This is a genomic window from Prevotella sp. oral taxon 376, assembly GCF_003043945.1.
Lineage (GTDB): Bacteria > Bacteroidota > Bacteroidia > Bacteroidales > Bacteroidaceae > Prevotella.
In genome coordinates this window covers 1,352,501-1,370,109 of record NZ_PYXG01000001.1, presented here as the reverse complement: position 1 = coordinate 1,370,109, position 17,609 = coordinate 1,352,501, and the positions used below count along the sequence as shown (strand labels likewise).

Here is a 17,609-nt window from a genome sequence, read left to right as displayed (position 1 = left end):
TTGCGGACAAATTTTTATAACTTTTTTAGAATGATTCAATTAAAATTGGCCTGCTTAGCGATTGTTTTCTTGACGGCAGGCACGCCCACCATGAGAGCTGGCGGCATCCTGACAAATACCAATCAAAGTATTGCTTTTCTTCGAAACCCTGCCCGCGACGGTGCCATCGGCATCGACGGCGTCTACTCAAATCCTGCCGGAGTGGCCTTTATGAATGAAGGCTTCCACATTGCCTTCAACTGGCAGTCAGTATGGCAGACACGCACCATAACCACTACGAATCCCCTCTTCGCCTTAGGAGTGCACAACGATGCCGCCACGAGCAAGACCTACAAGGGACGCGCAGAGGCTCCCTTCCTGCCTTCTTTTCAAGGAGCCTACAATAAAGGCAAGTGGTCGTTTCAGTTCAATGCCGCCGTTACGGGTGGCGGAGGCAAGTGCGAGTTCAAGCAGGGGCTCGGTTCCTTCGAAGGGGCTGTCGGCCAGATAGCCAACTCCCTGAAGCCTTTAGGAGCGACGGGATACGACCAGAACAGCTATATGCAGGGCAAGCAGTTCTACTTCGGGTTCACCCTCGGCGCCGCATACAAGGTAAACGAGCATCTTTCCGTCTACGGCGGTCTGCGCGCCCTGTACGGCATAGCCACCTACAAGGCGAAGATTTCCGACATACGCGTCAACACTGCCAATGGCCTCATACCGTTCGGTACCTATCTTGACCAGACCAATACCTATCTGGCCGGCAACCTCGCCCAGGTGCAAGCAGGGCTGAATCAATTGAAGCCGATCATCGACGCCCTGGGCGACAACGCTCCCGAACAATACCGCACGCAGTATAAAACCCTCCTCGCCACCCAGGAACAGCTCACCCAGGCACGGGCCTCGCTCACCCAGCTTGAGGTCTATCGAGAGGGCGTAAACCTCCAATCCGACCAGACAGGCTTCGGCATCGCGCCCATCATCGGCGTAGACTACCGGACCGGAAATCTCAACTTTGCCGCTAAATATGAGTTCCGCACACGCATGTCGATGAAAAATAAGTCTACCGTCAACGAGGTGATGGCCATCGAGGCAGTAAACCAGTTCCGCGACGGAACCTCCGTCCGTGAAGACAGCCCTGCCCTGCTGGCCCTCGGAGCACAGTGGAGCGTGCTACCCAATGTGCGCGTCAATGCCGGCTATCACCACTTCTACGATACCGATTCGAAGAAATACGGCGACAAGCAGAAACTCCTCGCCGGCGGCAGCAACGAGTATCTCGGTGGCGCGGAGTGGGACCCCGTGGAGAAGTTCACCGTGAGCGGTGGATTCCAGATTACCCGATACGGCCTCACCGACAACTACATGAGCGATCTCTCGTTCGTCGTCAACTCCTGGTCGTTCGGCCTCGGCGCCAAATATCAGGTATCCGACAAGGTGGCCGTCAACGCAGCCTATTTCCAGACCAACTACGGCGACTATCACACGGCATCGTCTACGGCGGGGATACAGAACTCCTTCACCCGCACCAACAAAGTACTCGGCCTCGGCGTGGAAGTGAATTTCTGAGCAAGACCACATATTGAGAAACCCATTGAAAACAAAGGTTGGAAGCATCGGTGATGCCTCCAACCTTTTTCGTCTGTTACCTCCTGATTGACAAAATCGGCGAAATCGTAGGACAAAATCGGCGATTTCGTCGTTCAATCTCGCCGATTTTGTCGGGCGGAAAGCGGCTGAAAAGAAAGTCGGCAGTCTCCTTTCCCTAAGAAGCCTGCGCTCAAAGGGGGTCTACATCATAATATATCTGGAGTGTGGCATAATGCTTGTCCTGCATCATCTGCCGCTGGGCGAGCCGCAGATACTCGCGTGCCCGTTCCAGGCTGATGCCGTTTTCGAGCTTGATGATCAACTTACGGATGTGCAGGGACTTGACGCGCGCCACGGCGGGCCTGTCCGGCCCGAGCACCCGTTCCCCAAACCACTGACGCAGACGGCTGCCCAGCTCAATGCCCGCCGTGTCGGCCACCTCAGCCTTGGCATGTTTCAGGTAGACATAGACGAGGCGACAGAAAGGCGGATAGCGGAAAAGACGGCGTTCTTCCAGCAGGTCGGCATAGAAGCCCCCGTAGTCGTTCCTCACCACCTGCGATATCACGGGCAGGCTGGCATTTTTCGTCTGCAACAGCACGAGACCGCGCCGGCCCTTTCGGCCGGCCCTCCCACTCACCTGCGCCATCATCATGAAGGCCTGTTCGTAGGCACGGAAATCGGGATAGTTGAGCATGGAGTCGGCATCGAGAATGCCCACCACGCTCACGCGGTCGAAGTCAAGCCCCTTGCTGACCATTTGCGTTCCCACGAGGATATCCGACTTGCCTCTCGAGAAATCGTCGATGATGCGCTCGTAGGCAGTACGCGTACGGGTGGTGTCAAGGTCCATGCGGGCCACCCGGGCCTCGGGAAAGAGTTCTCTGATCTGGTCTTCAATCTTCTCCGTGCCATATCCCCGCCCACGGATTTCGGTGCTCTCACAATTCGGGCAGACCGCCGGCACCTGATAGGTGAACCCGCAATAATGGCAGGTGAGCAGGTTGGTATTCTTGTGGAGGGTGAGCGAGACATCACAGTTCGAGCACTTCGGCACCCACCCGCACACCCTGCACTCTATCATCGGGGCGAATCCGCGCCGGTTCTGGAACAATATCACCTGCCGGCCCAGAGCCAGCGCCTCACGAACGGCAGTGAGAAGCTGTGGCGAGAAGGGGCCCTTCATCATTTTACGACGGCGGAAGTCTTTCACATCAACCACCTTGATTTCAGGCAGTTCCATACCCTTATAGCGTGTCTTCAGCTCCACGAGCCCATACTTCCCCTGGCTTGCGTTATAGTAACTCTCCACCGACGGGGTTGCCGTTCCCAGCAAGGTCTTGGCCCCATACATGCCGGCAAGCATGATGGCGGTCGACCGCGCATGGTAGCGGGGCGCCGGCTCCTGCTGCTTGAAGCTGGCCTCGTGTTCCTCGTCGATGATGACGAGCCCGAGCCGCTGGAACGGCAGGAACACCGCGCTGCGGGCTCCAAGGATGATGTCATAGGGATTTTGCGAGAGCTGCTTCCGCCAGATTTCCACCCGTTCGGCATCGCTATACTTGGAATGGTAGATGCCAAGCCGGTTGCCGAACACCTTCTGGAGTCGCTCCATGATCTGGACGGTGAGCGCAATTTCGGGCAGCAGGTAGAGCACCTGCTGGTGTTGCCGCAACGCCTGATGGATGAGATGGATATAGATTTCGGTCTTTCCGCTGGAGGTAACTCCGTGCAGCAAGACCACACGATGTTTCATCATCTGCATCAGAATGCGGTTGTAGGCATCCTGCTGCGGCCCGCTGAGGGACTTGATGTTGCCGAAGTCGGGTTCAGTGTTCAGGTTCAGCCGCCCCACCTCCCGTTCATAGGTCGTGAGGAGGCCCCGGTCAACGAGCGATTTCAGGTTGGCCGAGGTGGAATGGCTCACATTCATGAGCTCCTCGGACGATATTTCGCGGACCTCCTCCTGAGGTTCAGTACCCTCGAGGATATCCCAGTGAGAGAGGGCGAGATAATCGAGAAACACCTTCCGCTGCTTCTGGGCGCGCCCAAACATGCTGAGAGCGATGCGCAAAGCCTCCTCGTGCCGGTATTTCGGCGACAGCGCGACAAAGGTCTCGGTCTTAGGGCGATAGCCGTCCTCGGCCTTCAGCCCCGAGGGGAACGCCGCCTTATAGACCTCGCCGATAGGAGCCATGTAATAGTCGGCTATCCATTGCCAGAGCCTCAACTGCCGGGAAAGGAGCATTGGTTGCCCCTCGTCGAGCACGGCGATCACATCGCGCACCTCAAACCGCGGCTCATGGTCGTGCACCGCGTTGGCTATGCCGGTATAAGTCTTGCTCTTCCCGAGGGGTACCAGCAGGCGCACGCCCGGTTTCACCAGAGCCTCCATCCCATCGGGAACGGCATAGGTGAACACCCCTTCCAACGGCAAGGGCAGAATGACATCGACAAACTTCATATCGGCAAAGGTACACCAAACCGAGCAGAACGCAAAACAAATCCTGCTTTATTTTCCCCGGACGGAGAACACGGCATTTCTCGTGAGAAAAAATCCCGACAGAGAGAATTGCGAAAGGCAGAATTCCATAAGGCGGGCTTCCGCTTCATATGGTTTTGAGGGCGGAACCCGCCATCTCCATCAGCGCTTCGCGCCGTGTGCCATAGAAACGGATTCCATCCTCTGTATGACTCGCGGACAATGACCAGGAAGCCGAATACCCTGCCTAATGCTTCTCCGCAATCGCGATTGCCTTGGCCAGTGCCTCTCCCTTTGGCACTTCGTAATCCGGCAAAGTGCCGTGTATATCGTCTTCATCGGCGCCATATTGCCAAAACCGCTTATAGGAAATGGAGGCATTCAGGCCGGACACCGGAAGCTTATATGCAAGCACATCGCCATAGCACACATTCATCCCTCCTGTTTCCTCTCCGATGATTTTCCCCATATCAAACATTTTGAAAGCCCATGCAAACGAGCTCGCGGAAGAGAAGGTGCGGTTGCTGGTCAGCAAATAGACCTTACCTTTGAAATGTCCCTCTTCCTCTGTCAGGGGCATAATCATATCACTATCCCGAACCTCCGCATAATACCAGCCGAGCTCCTGCTTCCTGCGCATCAGCTTTTGAGTGGTGGGCGTAACCCTTGCGAGATACCTTCCATACTGATTGAAAGGCCTGGGAGAGATATAACGGAGTAAAATATCCCCGACCCCTGAGTTTCCCCCACCATTCTCCGTGATGTCTATAATCAGGCTGTGAATTTTCTTTTCGCGCAATGTGGTAAACATAGAGTCGGCAAAAGCCTTCATTCCATCAGGGTCATTAAATCTTTTAAAGTCCATGATTGCCACCTTGTCTTTTGGAAGCAAACGAAAACTATAACTCTCTTCTGCGGCCACGGTCGGCTTCTGTCTCTGCCTTTTCAACGCGAAGAGCTCGTGATTGGGACAGGGAGCAAGCGTAATCTGGCGGAACTTCCCACCGTCGGGATCTCTGTATTCTATTCTGTATGAATCCGCGGAATAGAGCATGAAGAAGAGCGCGGGGAAGTCGTTGCGCACCCTCTGCATCCTGAAAGCCAGAGATTCTCCACTCTCATAACACAACATTTTCTCCAGCATTTGCCGGGTTGTAACATCATTTATCTTCAGGATTCGCGCACTTTCGGGAATCTTATTGCCCAGACTGAATGAGACCGTAACGGTATTGTCTGGCCCGACTTCAAAAGAAAGCGGTATCCGAGGGGTGTCTTTCTTGAAGACATCATTGTATGGGAAATGTAATGAGGTGTGCCCGTCGCCGATCTTTACCACAAGTGGCTGTATGGCTTCGAATAATTGCAGGGTAGACAATGAATCCGGTAAGCTGGCTTCTATCTGGTTTCGCATTTGCAGAAAGACTCCTTGCCCGCAAACAGAAAACAGATTCGGATGTATCTCGCTGAGATTGTAAACCAGCGATTCTATATCGAAGATGGCCTGTCTCTTTGACAACAAGTTCCCGGAATGCTTCCGCAACTCGGGCGAAAGGCTATCAATAGAATATGGATTTTCATCTTGAGCCTGTGCGTTCATTGTGCATAAAATGGACAGGAGCGACAAAAAGGACGACAGCAGAATCTTCTTTTTCATGACTTATACGGTTTTTGCAAATTTATATTACGGTATTATGGGGGCAATCAGACAAGGGAAAGAGACTATATGCCATTGACAGGCCTTCAATAAATACTGCAAGATTGGAAAGCTGCCCTAATCGAATGGCGGCCTCATGGGCTTCCCCCTGCCGCCATTCCTCAACAGAAAGATAGTGTTCATCCTTGCCTTGTGCCCATCCGGTGATGGTGAAGAGCATGAAAACAAATATATATAATGTACGCGGAAGCATGCTTCGACAGACTTAAAAATCGTTTTCTTACCATTGAGTTACAAAGATAGTGATATTCCCGCAACAAGAGAAAGAATCCTTAGAAATTAACATCGTATCAGGCAATTTTCATTCCTTCAACCGAAAAGAACATGCTCATGGAGACGGATATGCTACCCCCAAAGCCCATCGGGGAAAGAAATCCCTCTCCAAAATCATAGAGGCGGCCGAGCGCCAGACCGATGGTCGCTGCCACGAAGTAAACCTTCTGTAATACTGGCATCCGCTGCTCCAGACACCTCTGCACTCGATTTCTTAAATTATACTAAACATATTGTCAGAGTAAGTAATTCCCACCTCTAAAGTGTAGTATATGTAGAGTTGTGAAACTCTTTTGCATTTTAAGCATATAATCATTTAAGTTAGGTTTAAGTAAGAAATTACTTGTTTTTAAAAGGAAACCATATCGCCGAGATGACGACAATGGTTTGCGATTCAATCCCGGATACTTTCCGGGATTATTTCTTCCCGCCCATTCCGCTCTTGGCGCTCCTTCATGGGAAAGGACCTCTGTCGCCAATAAATCAGAAGCCACAAAACTCATTCCCGAAATTATTTATATCTTTGCACTGAAAAATCTTCTGAATAGTGTAATAATCCGCCCCGTCGATAATCTTAAAAGTAACAGATCACGATATATGGAAGATTCTGAAATGGTAAAGCAGGTCCTCGTGCACCATCGCATGAGCAGTTTTGAGGAGATTGTGCGGAAATATTCCGGAATGGTCTTCTCTAAAGCACTCGGTATTGTCAAGAGCGAGGAGCTGGCAAAGGAAATCTCACAGCAGACTTTCATCAAGGCCTACACCCATCTTTCCAGCTGGAACGGAAAGGGCGCATTAGGTCCATGGATCATGACCATCGCCATGCGCCTTGCACTGAACTATCTGGACAAGGCACGGCGACGGCGGACACAAGCGCTGGAGCGCGACTTTCCCGACAACCCATACTCGGACGAACATGAGGAAAAACTGCTGCAGATGGAGACAGCCATCAATGCCCTGCCCGAGCAAGACCGCCTGCTGATACATCTCCATTACTATAAAGGGATCAAGACCAGCGACATCGCCGACCAGCTCAATCTCTCGCAATCGAATGTATTGGTACGCCTGCATCGAATCCGTGAACACTTGAAGCAAACCATTAAAGCGCAAAGCCATGACCGATCATGAATTAAACAAACTGATAACACAGGCTCTCGAGCGACAGGAACAACTCGAAGACATCAACCAAAACATCATGCTGAACATACGGCAGGAATATCGCAGGGAGCGCGTCCGCAAGTGGCTGCGCCTCTTGGCATTTTGCTTCGGGTTGCCTCTGTTCGTCATACTCATGCTCTATTGCGCCTACAAGGGCATCGTACAATCGGGATTTTCCCTACCTGTTGTTTTTTCCATGCTGGTATTCGCCTTCTCGATTATCGGCGCCGGATATCAGATGATAGAGAACTTTTCCGCCCAAACAGTGTAATAATCCGGCGATCGACCTGTCTTTTAAGTAGAAGTTTAACCAAATTAAAATATTAGATTATGAATAATTTTGAAGCTGGAGCCATCATCTCAACTATGGGCATCTTGTGTGGAATCGTAGCAATTATCGGTTCTTTTCTCGTTACATACCACAAGAAGAAGAACGAGCGCATGATCCGGCAGTCGATTATCGAGAACCATGTAGATGCTGAAATGGCCAAACTATTGGTAAAACCCACTAAAAACAAGAACAGCAAATACGATTCCCTGATGTGGGGATGCTCCCTGCTTGGCCTGGGACTCGGCTGGGGGATCGACATCCTGTTAGACTTGCGTGAAGGAAGCCTTGACTATTTCATCACCCTCGCCGTGGGTGTAGGCATCGGTCTTCTCGCCTACTTCCTCATTAAATCAAAACTGGAGGACAAGGACAAGACCGAGGAAAAAGAGTAATCTTTATACCCAAAATAAAATTTCTCTCTGAAACCAAGACCCGTTGGAAGTGATTCCAGCGGATCTTTTTTGTGCAGCCGTTCATAAGGAGGATTGCCAGAGGATAAGTTCTTGTTCTCCGAACTCTATTTCACCCCTATCTCCAGCATGTCGCACAATAGTAGCGCAGCGTATAGTCGTATCCGATCAATTGAGAGATAGGATCTAAACAGGCCGACGGTTTATCATACACCTGCACGAAGTCGAGGTCGCACTCGGTATCCATCGTGATGCGGACCGTTACCTTATCTCCCATCTTCTGTCTCTTTGCTGGTTCCCATCCACTGACAGCCGTTTCACGCTGAGAAAGTAATTCTACATGATTCTCAAAGGCATCACTCCTTCGGCAACAAGAGTCTCCAGCTTTTCCGATTCCCATCCGGCAGGATATACATTGTTGAAAAGTTATTTTGGGGTCGTTAGCGACCGCAAGACTTGTAAGGTTGAGGGTGCTGAAGGGCGGGTCATATTGGCATTTAGAATATTTCCTTGCGGGTCAATCAATATAAAACGAGGCACTAACCCAATTTTGTAATCATGGAAGAAGCTACCCTCCTTACCAGAATAAAGCTGTATTCCCGTCAAATGCTCCTTGGCTATCTTTTCTTTCCAAGACTTTCGATTGCTGTCTATGGAAATACCGACAAATACAATATCGGCCCCTTTGAGTTGTTCTTCTAACTGTCGCAAATAAGAGAATTCCTTACAACATGGCACACACCATGTAGCCCAGACATCAATATAAACATATTTTCCACGAAAAGAATTCAGGCAAACGGAATTGCCACTCGTATCGGGCAAACAAAATTCCGGAGCCGAACATCCTTTGGCAATTTGTCCGTATTGCTTGTAAAGAGCATAAAATTCCTGCCGGGTCTGTAAATCTTTCACTTTCCGATCATAATAAGGAAGATGACAAGCAACACCATCGATGCCGAAATGGCGCACATGCCAAGTTAGGTAATTGTCCACAAGATAAGATGCTAATAATGAATCGGAGACATGCTGCTGCACATAGTCCATCAACACCTCCAGTTTTTCTATATTCGTAGGACGAGGATGAAAGTAATCCGTTTCTTGACTTATCCAATCTCTAAAAGCTTGCCGGTACTCCCAGAAAATATTACCTTCAGGATTTTCCACCATCGCCTTGCGCAAGGTCTCATAATATAATAAGGAGGGAACATAGTTCTCTAACCTGCATGCTAAAGAATGCCGAATAGGGTATACCAGCAATAAATTGCAGGCTACATAATAGAGTCTAACGCGCTCCTTAGAAGAAAAGAATTCTGGCAAACTTGCTTCTTCCAAATGGCGAGAAAAGGTTTCATACAGCCGAGACCACTGCTCTATAAAGACTGTATCGTTATCAAGATAGTTAAGAGAATGCCTATATAGAAAACCATCATTGAGGTATTCATTAATCGCTTGATTATTCCCCAGAAAACGATAGCTGTTCCTGCCCTCCCAAACTATAGTCTGGGGAGCCTTGGAGTCAATACAAACGGTAAGGTTGCCTAATGGTCCTGATAGGAAAGCATAACCATAATGCAAAGTTTCGGGCAACCTCAACAAGGATATTCCCGCCTCGTTTACCGGAGCCTTATAATGCTTTCCGTGGAACTTCATGTCAATTTCCTGTCCCGAGAATTCGGAGGGAAGTCTAACCGATATTTGTGAAAACATAGGGAGGGTTTCCAACAAAAGGAAACCACACCCTATTATTTTCCATATCTTCTTGCCATTCATAAAGTCATGAACCATATTTAGGATAATTATACTCCATATCAAGAATCTCGCCAAAACCACCAAAAACCTTCTCTGTCGTCTTGTCAATCACCCCATTACTCTCATTGATATTATACATATAAACTTTACCCTCTTTGGTCGTTTCATTATATGCGGACAAGATAAGTATCTTATTATTATATGGATGGTTGGGGATAAACTTATCTACACACGGCTTGAAAATCTTCATCCCGGTAATCTTCTCTTCGGAATTAGTCAGGCTATACACTTTCTTAGAAGTATTGGATCCTGCATAATCATACTGATAGATATCCCTCGAGTTTGCAAAGAAGAAGACATTTCCCCTATCACCTATTGCAAAGAAAGTTGCCTGTTCGATTTCAGGGCAGTTTGCCGCATCATATACGGCAATGTCGAAGTCTTTCTTTACATCAAAGTTCATGACATACAACTTTGACTTTTTAGTGTCCCAATCTTGTATAAGAGCATACTCGTAATGGTTAAATCCTGTATCCATATACCGCAATGTGCCATGAAGATTATTCCAATCAAACTTACGGCCGATGGCTTCAGGTAACGGCCCTAAGTTTTGATAACGGTCAACTGCAAGGAATCTTCCCTTTAATTCATCGTATAAAATACCCGCAAAAGTCCAAATCCACTTTGCACCATAAGGAGAAGCCTTATAGCTTTCACCATCTCTGGCAATAGGCTCTGTATATCCATTTCCCAAAAGAGCATTCTCGTAAAACCTGCCATCAGAAACAATAACCTCAAAGCCTCTGCCCAAACACCATTTATAATTAAAGTAATAGTAGTTTTGAGGCTTTAAGGGCTTCTTGTCAAGCATCAGCGTTGCGATGTCGTAAGTCTTTTGCATGGTTACACCGTCTAACCTTACCCCACCTTTATCTGTCAATACTGTTACATACTGGTATCTCCCCAAAGCAAAATAGCCTCCTATCTTTACTCCACGGCCTTCTAGTTTTTCACCGTTTACAGACTCATACATATTATCAATAACCAGATCATTTTCTACTCTCTTGGAGAAATAAGGAGACATAATCATAGAGAAGTCTGACACCCCTTCTTTTTCCTGAAGTACCATCCATCCCTCCGTTATCACGCCATGTACGGCTAATATTATTTCTTTATATACATTCACACCCGTTGTTTTATCATGACAAGTAAGTGCCAAGATATAAGACCCTGGTGCCTCGGTTACCTTATAATTAAGATTCTTCTCTTTTGAGATTTCTTTCTGGTTAGAGGTGCCCAACACCGTATTTGGCCAGATTCTCCATGTAAAATCATAATTGCCAGAATCTGTTCCGCCGAAATCAATTTCTACTGGTAATTTCAACTCATCAAATTGCTTCGCATAAATTTGATGTTCGACCTTGATTTTTATATCTGGCAGAGCATGGTATTCATAATTACCCTCGTCTTTATAGCAAGAATTACATACGCCCAAAAGTCCTATGCAAAATGCTATATATATAAACCTTTTCATAATTGCTCGTTTTTAATTGTTCGTTTAGAATGTTACCAATAGTCCATTCTCATCCTTAAGGGGATTACCTGGATGGTTTTTATTATATTCATAGAGAGCTTTTGTCAATACCCCCGTCCAGTAAACCAACTCTTGTCCGCTCCATTTATCGTAGTCGGTGCCCACCCCGGTTACCTTAATGACGAATTCGTGTTTTACTTGACTATATTCTTTAAAAGGCCATTTGTCCGGCTTAGTTAACTGATTGGTGATTACAATCCGGAATATCGCTTCATTAATAGGGGGCTCTGAAAAACTTTCATTCTTGCATAACCTAAGAACTATTACAAGATTTTTCTGCTCTAAAGCTGTAGACTTCCTTACCGTAACTGGGATTCTCCCGGAAATCATTTCGGAAGCCAAAATGGTTTTCTCTATAGAAAAATCTTGTCCCTCTACAGCTGTCGTCATCGCCTTATCGATCTCTATCCCGACAACCCTATCAGCAGACATGGCATATCCCATTAATTGGTAAGGGACTTCAACTATATCCTCCTCTTTATCAGGATGAAGGGTAAAAGAGTAGACGACACTGTCTTTTCCGTCTTTATACTCAAATCTCAGTGCCGCTATAGCCTGATTATATTCCAAGTAATCAGCTGTACATCCGGATATTATGGTTGATAATGCAATGTAACCAACAATCATTATTATAAATCTCACTTTCATATTCCTATCTCCTATTGATTTTTGTGATTACCATATTCCTCTTCTTGCTGGGGTATCGGCAACACATAATACGATTTACTGAAAGGCACTGACACATTGGGCAATTCTTCCTTGTCATTGCGCTTGCAATAAAAGAACCACTGTCCCTCGCTAACAAACTCCTTACGATATTCTTTTTCGATAGCCTGTTTAAACATTTCTACAGATATATCGTTCTTTAGATCATAATCTTGGCTAATTCCCCGGTTCTGTCTTAGCTTGTTCAAATATGCGATAGCTTTTTCTTTTTCCGGTTCACACTCTGCCGCAATAAGATACATTTCGCTTATCTTCAGAAGTGGTTGCTTGTTTCGATAAGTATCCGGCATCATATCCATCTGCCATAGCTTTGTGTTAGCTTTATAAGTTCCAGCTATGTTCTCGAAAAAATAAACATATCTCCAATCAAATCCTCCATATAAAGAAGACTCAAATATTTCGTCTATAACTTCAGGTTTACTAATTAGCACATTAAATTGATTGTCAGACTGCCCCTCCCTCAGATATTTATTAGTGAGGGTTTTTAATCTCATATTATTCAAAATAAAAATCCCTTCAGAAACAAAGACCCCATCTCGCTCTTCACGAGTAGATGTACTTACTTTATCGCGTGTTACCCATGGGAATTTACCAGATTCTATAACCGTAACCGCATTTTCCAAAGCCTCTTTACTATCATTCTTATACAAGCAAACCCTTGCCAGTTCTGCACAAACCGCATAGTAATTAAGATGGTAAGAACGATTCCCTAGAAATTCCGTAGAAACATCTCCTGTTAGTATAGGATCAACCTGTAACAAGCGCTTTGCGGTCTCAAGATCTTGTTTTGCGAACTCAAGAACTTCTGAAACTGTAGACGGCGATGTTACTTTCTTAGAAATAGACTTGACATAAGGAATAGACACAGAATTCTCACCCACCTTATAACTCTTACCGAACATCCTTAATATATCGAAATGTAAATAAGCCCGCAAGGCCAGTGCTTCTCCTTTATATATGTCTTTTTCTGCAGGAGAAAGAATATCACCATACTCGTCTATAGCTTTTAACAAGATATTTATATTGGCTATCGAATTATACATTTGGCTCCAAACACTATGTATAATGGAAACACTAAGAGGATTGTCATATTCAAAACGATGCAAATAATAATAATTACCCGCCTGTATTTTCCATGTATATTGCTGCCCAAGGGCATCCATCATGCCATAAGTCAAATGAGCTCCATATAATTCTTCGCTACACATACTGGTATAAATTCCAGTAAGTTGGTCTTTAAATCCATTTTTATTAGAATAAAGATCATCATATTTCACCTCTGATTCAGGGCTTACAGCAAGCCAGTTCTCACAAGAACTAAACATAAGCAATAGGAATGAAAAACCTAAAATCATTTTTAGCGTGCATGGAATCTTGCTATTATACATAATCTTCATTATTAAAAAGTTGTTTGAATACTAAAAGAATAACTCCTTGCAAAAGGATAGGTTAAGCCCCGTTCTGTCTTCACTGTAGACGCCCTAAAGACATCATTCATGTAAAAACTCATTTTCAGTTGTTCTAATTTTATTTTTTTCAAGAATGAGTTGTTCTTAAAATCATACCCAATATTCAGAGAAGATAAGCGCAACTCATTTAAATTTTGAATAAATCTAGAACTCGGTCTGGTCATCACATATGGGTTATACGAGAAAGAAACCCGATCTCCTGGTTGTTTCCATACCGCATCATAAATTCGTTTATCTACATTAAAAAAAATATTAGCATTTTCTACCCTGTCCACCAAAGTCTGATTATATATTTGGCCCCCTAACTGATAATAAAAAGCTGCATTTAAAAAAATACCCTTAATATCTATATTTAATCCAAAAGTTCCAGTACACTTCGGCATGGCATCGCCACATACGACTTGGTCTATAGCACTCCATCTTGTAGTTTTATTCCCATTTCTATCCAAGAACACCTCATGACCTGTTGCAGGATCAATTCCCAACGATCTTACAGCCCAAATGCTATTCATTGACTGCCCCTCTATAAAATGCAGCTGTGGACGATTGACCTTACCATCTACAATATCCTTGTCAACCTCATCATTATAACTTTTAAGTGCATTTGATAATTTCTTCAGCTTATTTCTATTATTGGCAATAGTGAAGAAAGCACTCAAATATCTATCTCTTTCTACATCCATTAGAAGATGTGCATTAAGTTTGAATTCCATCCCTTTATTTTGAGTACTTCCTAAATTCTCCATATAACTTGTGAAGCCCATAGAAGGAGGAATGGTTAGGGCAAGCACTTGATCCTTTGTATTCTGCACATAATAATCATAACGCATATTAATTCTTCCAAATAAGTTTATGTCGCACCCAAAATTATAATCATGGGTCTTTTGCCATTTAAGATTATCATTGGGAAGCGCATATAAGTAAGAGCCCACCCAATTATCATATGCTTGTGTCTGATAATATCCAAATGTTGCCAAAGATTGGAACGGTGAGAAATTTTGAGCACCTGTATAACCCGTAGACCCTCGCAGTTTAAATTGTCTTAACCACTTTGCTTCTTTCATGAAGTGCTCTTTATGTAGATTCCAACCAATTCCTGCAGACCAGAAATTTCCCCACCTATTATCCTTTCCAAATTTAGAGGAAGCACTTGTCCTATAGCTCAAATCTGCCAAATATCTATCTTCGTATGAATAGTTCAATGCGGACAAGAAACCAAGCTCACGACTAAGTGTCTTATATCCAAGAGGACGGGAATCTGCCAAGAATTCCCTTCCTGAGCCAATAAAGCTGAGCCTTTCATTTGGAAATCCCACAACAGTAAACGATACATTCTCCGCTTCTTCCTGGGCTAAATTAAAACCCGCATTAAAATAGAACTGTTGATTTGCTATTGCAAAATTATAATTTGCCGTAATATCCATTCTCACAGTCATAAACTCTCCATCATCTTTGGTATAGGAACCACGCTTGAAGAATTGTTCCTCCGTATAATTTATGAATTTTGTATGTGAAGCAGGATAAAACTCCTCATGACCAGTTTCTTTCTTACTCAATCCTAAACGCCCTACGACTTTTAAATTTTCCAATGCTTGCCATTCTGTATAAAAATTATTAGTCAGGGAAGTATACTTTGAAAAATTCTTCATACCTATCTGAGCGTTCCACATAGGATTTCCTATTTTATATTGTTTAAGGCCTCCTCCACCGATAACACCTGCTATTTTTGTAATTTTTCCTTCGGTATCAAAAGGTGTCCAATAAGGATTTAAACTAGCATACTCGCTAAAGGTTCCATACGGGGATTCATTAGATGTATTTAATGAGACATTAAACTGATTCTTAAATAACAACTTTTTATATCTATATGATAAGGTAAAGCCTCCTGTAAAAGTCTTTCTGCTAGACTTCCTCATAACTCCACTTATATCATTATACAAAAGGTCTACCCCATATCTAATTCGCTCATCACCACCTTCTAAATAAAGAGAATGACGATGCCCTACCCCTGTATGCAGAGGTTGAGATAACCAATCGGTATTTACTCCCTTTGCAATTTCCGCTAAAAGGCTATTCAAATACTGTTCTCTATACCAAGGATCTTGTACCGTTGGATGAGCTTTTTCTACTTCGTATTTTTCATGGGCATTACATAAGTTATATCCTGTCAAATCGGGAATTGTAAGGTTTAAGTCCCCTTTATAACTAATCCTGAACTTTCCTGCCACAGGCTTTCTGGTTTCTATTACTACAACACCATTAGCGGCACGAGCTCCATAAATAGCTTTAGCGGTTGCATCTTTTAAAAGAACTACCGTCTCAACCCTATTCATGTCTAAATCATAGATCGTTGTGAGATCTGTCTCAAATCCATCTAATATAAAAAGAGGCTGATTGGGATTACCTTTATATGTATTCTTGACATCGGGCATGGATTGTTGACCTCTCATCTGGATATCGGGCATCTTGTTGGGATCAGAGCCCATCTCCATATTTTCTATGATTTTAAAAGAAGGGTCTATATTACGGATGTTCTGTAACAAATTCTGGCTACCATTTCGCATCAGTTCTTCTTTTCTTATAACAGAAGTAGAGGCCGTGAAACTTTCTGTCTTTCTTTCGAATATACCATTAACAACCACTTCTCCTATGGTATTATTCTCTGTCATGACAACAGATCTTTCAATATTATTTTCACCTTCATTAAATAATAATTCCTGGCTTTGCATACCAACATAAGAATAAAGAACCACACACTGGCTCTGAGGTATCTGAATATGATACCGACCTTGCACATCGCAAATAGAGCGTATGGTTGTACCTTTTACTTGAATATTTGCACCAAGAAGGGGCTCTCCATTACCATCCGTAACAGAACCTGTAAGCGTACGCATTTCTGAACCCGAAGGGATAACATTTCTGTATTGAGAATTATCATATATTTGCGTAACATTAATAAACTTTCCATTTACAACATATTTGAAAGGCTTACCTTGCAGCAAAATAGAAAGGGCTTTATCTACTGTCTTATTCTTAATCTGGACACTCACCCTATAGGCCTGCACCTCATCATAAGTAAATAAGACCTTGAACCCCGATGCTTTTTCTACCTTTTTAAGGGCATTTGACAAAGACTCAGCGTAACATTCTACTGTAATTCTTTTGTTCATGGACTGAGCATAAATAATGCTATTGCCCCCTATAAACACGAACAATACTGCCACAATTTTGCAAATAAGCCTACTGCGTATTTGCGGTTTTCTGAAGTTATATTCCATAAATGATTATTTTAAGGTATCACTTATAGATATAACGACTCTGTCTTGATTTCGGGTATTATTTTTCTTGCTTCTTTTTACAAAGAGTTATTTTATTCCCTTTCAATTCCGCATCTATATAGTTGAAAGCATTCAGATTATTCACCACTTGCTCTATACTGGCATTGCGGTCAGCAACAAAATGTAAACGATAACTTATCAAGCTGTTATCACAGATTTCAATGTCTACATTATACCATCTACCAATTTCTTTTAATATGTCAATCAAAGGAAGATTGTCAAAATAGAAGAATCCTTCTTTCCACTGCATATAATATTCAGTATCCACACAAGTAATATTAAAAACATTACCACTGCCTAAAGCTACATCCTCTCCTGGCTTTAAAACAACTTCTTTGTTTTTAAAACTTCTGACTGACACAGAACCAGATATTAAGGTTACATGACTATCAGATTCAGGATATGCCTTTAAATTGAATTCTGTACCTAAAACCGTCGTCGACAGTTTTTCTGTTTCTACTATAAATGGATGCTTAGAATCTTTACTCACCTTAAAATAGGCTTCTCCCGTAAGATACACTTTTCTATTATTACCGGTAAAACGGACAGGAAATTCCAACTTACTTTCTGCATTAAGTATTACCTCTGTACCATCAGAAAGAATTAGCTTATAGGCTTTACCGCGTGGAGTTGATAATAAACGAACCCCACTGGCAGCTATTCCTGCATGAGAGAAATCAGCTATTCCCTTGCCAATCACCACACCATGATCATTATTAGCATGTATTATATCCTCCATTAGCCCTCCATTCTTACCTAAAAGTACTTCTTGCGGGCTATCTTCTGCAATAAA

General features: G+C 44.3%; 14 protein-coding genes (1 of these 14 cut by a window edge). 4 read left to right on the top strand and 10 right to left on the bottom strand.

Annotated features, from left to right (window positions below; translation table 11 throughout):
• Window positions 1–30 precede the first annotated feature (30 nt).
• A complete protein-coding gene (locus C7120_RS05920; RefSeq protein ID WP_107620755.1) occupies window positions 31–1,548 on the top strand; it encodes an OmpP1/FadL family transporter in 1,518 nt (505 codons plus the stop codon).
• Window positions 1,549–1,759: 211 nt separating this feature from the next.
• On the opposite strand, the gene priA is transcribed toward C7120_RS05920, so the two are convergent.
• From priA to C7120_RS13890, 3 genes are all read right to left on the bottom strand, one after another.
• A complete protein-coding gene (gene priA, locus C7120_RS05915) occupies window positions 1,760–4,033 on the bottom strand; it encodes a primosomal protein N' (protein WP_107620754.1) in 2,274 nt (757 codons plus the stop codon).
• Window positions 4,034–4,298: 265 nt separating this feature from the next.
• The gene (locus C7120_RS05910) at window positions 4,299–5,705 is read right to left on the bottom strand and encodes a S41 family peptidase (protein WP_107620753.1); all 1,407 of its coding nucleotides are present in this window, start codon (window positions 5,703–5,705) and stop codon (window positions 4,299–4,301) included.
• A 350-nt stretch (window positions 5,706–6,055) separates the two neighbouring features.
• The gene (locus tag C7120_RS13890) at window positions 6,056–6,220 is read right to left on the bottom strand and encodes a hypothetical protein (protein ID WP_158267353.1); all 165 of its coding nucleotides are present in this window, start codon (window positions 6,218–6,220) and stop codon (window positions 6,056–6,058) included.
• 415 nt (window positions 6,221–6,635) lie between these two features.
• On the opposite strand from C7120_RS13890, the gene C7120_RS05895 reads away from it, so the two are divergent.
• From C7120_RS05895 to C7120_RS05885, 3 genes are read left to right on the top strand one after another with little or no spacing between them, the layout of a single operon-like run.
• Window positions 6,636–7,169: an RNA polymerase sigma factor gene (locus C7120_RS05895; protein WP_107620750.1), complete on the top strand. Its 534-nt coding sequence runs from the start codon at window positions 6,636–6,638 to the stop codon at window positions 7,167–7,169.
• The gene (locus C7120_RS05890) at window positions 7,156–7,470 is read left to right on the top strand and encodes a cysteine protease (RefSeq protein ID WP_107620749.1); all 315 of its coding nucleotides are present in this window, start codon (window positions 7,156–7,158) and stop codon (window positions 7,468–7,470) included. The genes C7120_RS05895 and C7120_RS05890 overlap by 14 nt, the downstream gene beginning before the upstream one ends.
• A 59-nt stretch (window positions 7,471–7,529) precedes the next feature.
• Window positions 7,530–7,922, top strand: a complete 393-nt coding sequence (locus C7120_RS05885) for a DUF6249 domain-containing protein (RefSeq protein WP_107620748.1) — start codon at window positions 7,530–7,532, stop codon at window positions 7,920–7,922.
• A gap of 136 nt (window positions 7,923–8,058) precedes the next feature.
• Here C7120_RS05885 and C7120_RS05880 read toward each other — a convergent pair whose 3' ends face one another.
• The 7 genes in view from C7120_RS05880 to C7120_RS05850 are tightly spaced (at most 58 nt apart) and all read right to left on the bottom strand, a layout consistent with a single transcriptional unit that may run on beyond the window.
• Entirely contained in the window at window positions 8,059–8,340 is a 282-nt protein-coding gene (locus tag C7120_RS05880) for a hypothetical protein (protein ID WP_107620747.1), read from the bottom strand.
• A 26-nt stretch (window positions 8,341–8,366) separates the two neighbouring features.
• Entirely contained in the window at window positions 8,367–9,710 is a 1,344-nt protein-coding gene (locus C7120_RS05875) for a TlpA disulfide reductase family protein (RefSeq protein ID WP_158267352.1), read from the bottom strand.
• Window positions 9,711–9,714: 4 nt separating this feature from the next.
• Window positions 9,715–11,223: a PKD-like family lipoprotein gene (locus C7120_RS05870; RefSeq protein ID WP_107620745.1), complete on the bottom strand. Its 1,509-nt coding sequence runs from the start codon at window positions 11,221–11,223 to the stop codon at window positions 9,715–9,717.
• A gap of 24 nt (window positions 11,224–11,247) precedes the next feature.
• Complete coding sequence (locus C7120_RS05865; protein ID WP_107620744.1) at window positions 11,248–11,931, bottom strand: DUF4843 domain-containing protein; 684 nt, start codon at window positions 11,929–11,931, stop codon at window positions 11,248–11,250.
• An 11-nt stretch (window positions 11,932–11,942) separates the two neighbouring features.
• Complete coding sequence (locus tag C7120_RS05860) at window positions 11,943–13,406, bottom strand: RagB/SusD family nutrient uptake outer membrane protein (RefSeq protein WP_107620743.1); 1,464 nt, start codon at window positions 13,404–13,406, stop codon at window positions 11,943–11,945.
• A gap of 2 nt (window positions 13,407–13,408) precedes the next feature.
• Window positions 13,409–16,756, bottom strand: coding sequence for a SusC/RagA family TonB-linked outer membrane protein (locus tag C7120_RS05855; protein WP_233247033.1), 3,348 nt, complete (start codon window positions 16,754–16,756; stop codon window positions 13,409–13,411).
• 58 nt (window positions 16,757–16,814) lie between these two features.
• Window positions 16,815–17,609: the 3' portion of a FecR family protein gene (locus C7120_RS05850; RefSeq protein ID WP_107620742.1), read on the bottom strand. Its footprint extends 369 nt past the window's final position; only the last 795 of its 1,164 coding nucleotides appear in the window; the start codon falls outside the window, past its right edge; the stop codon is at window positions 16,815–16,817.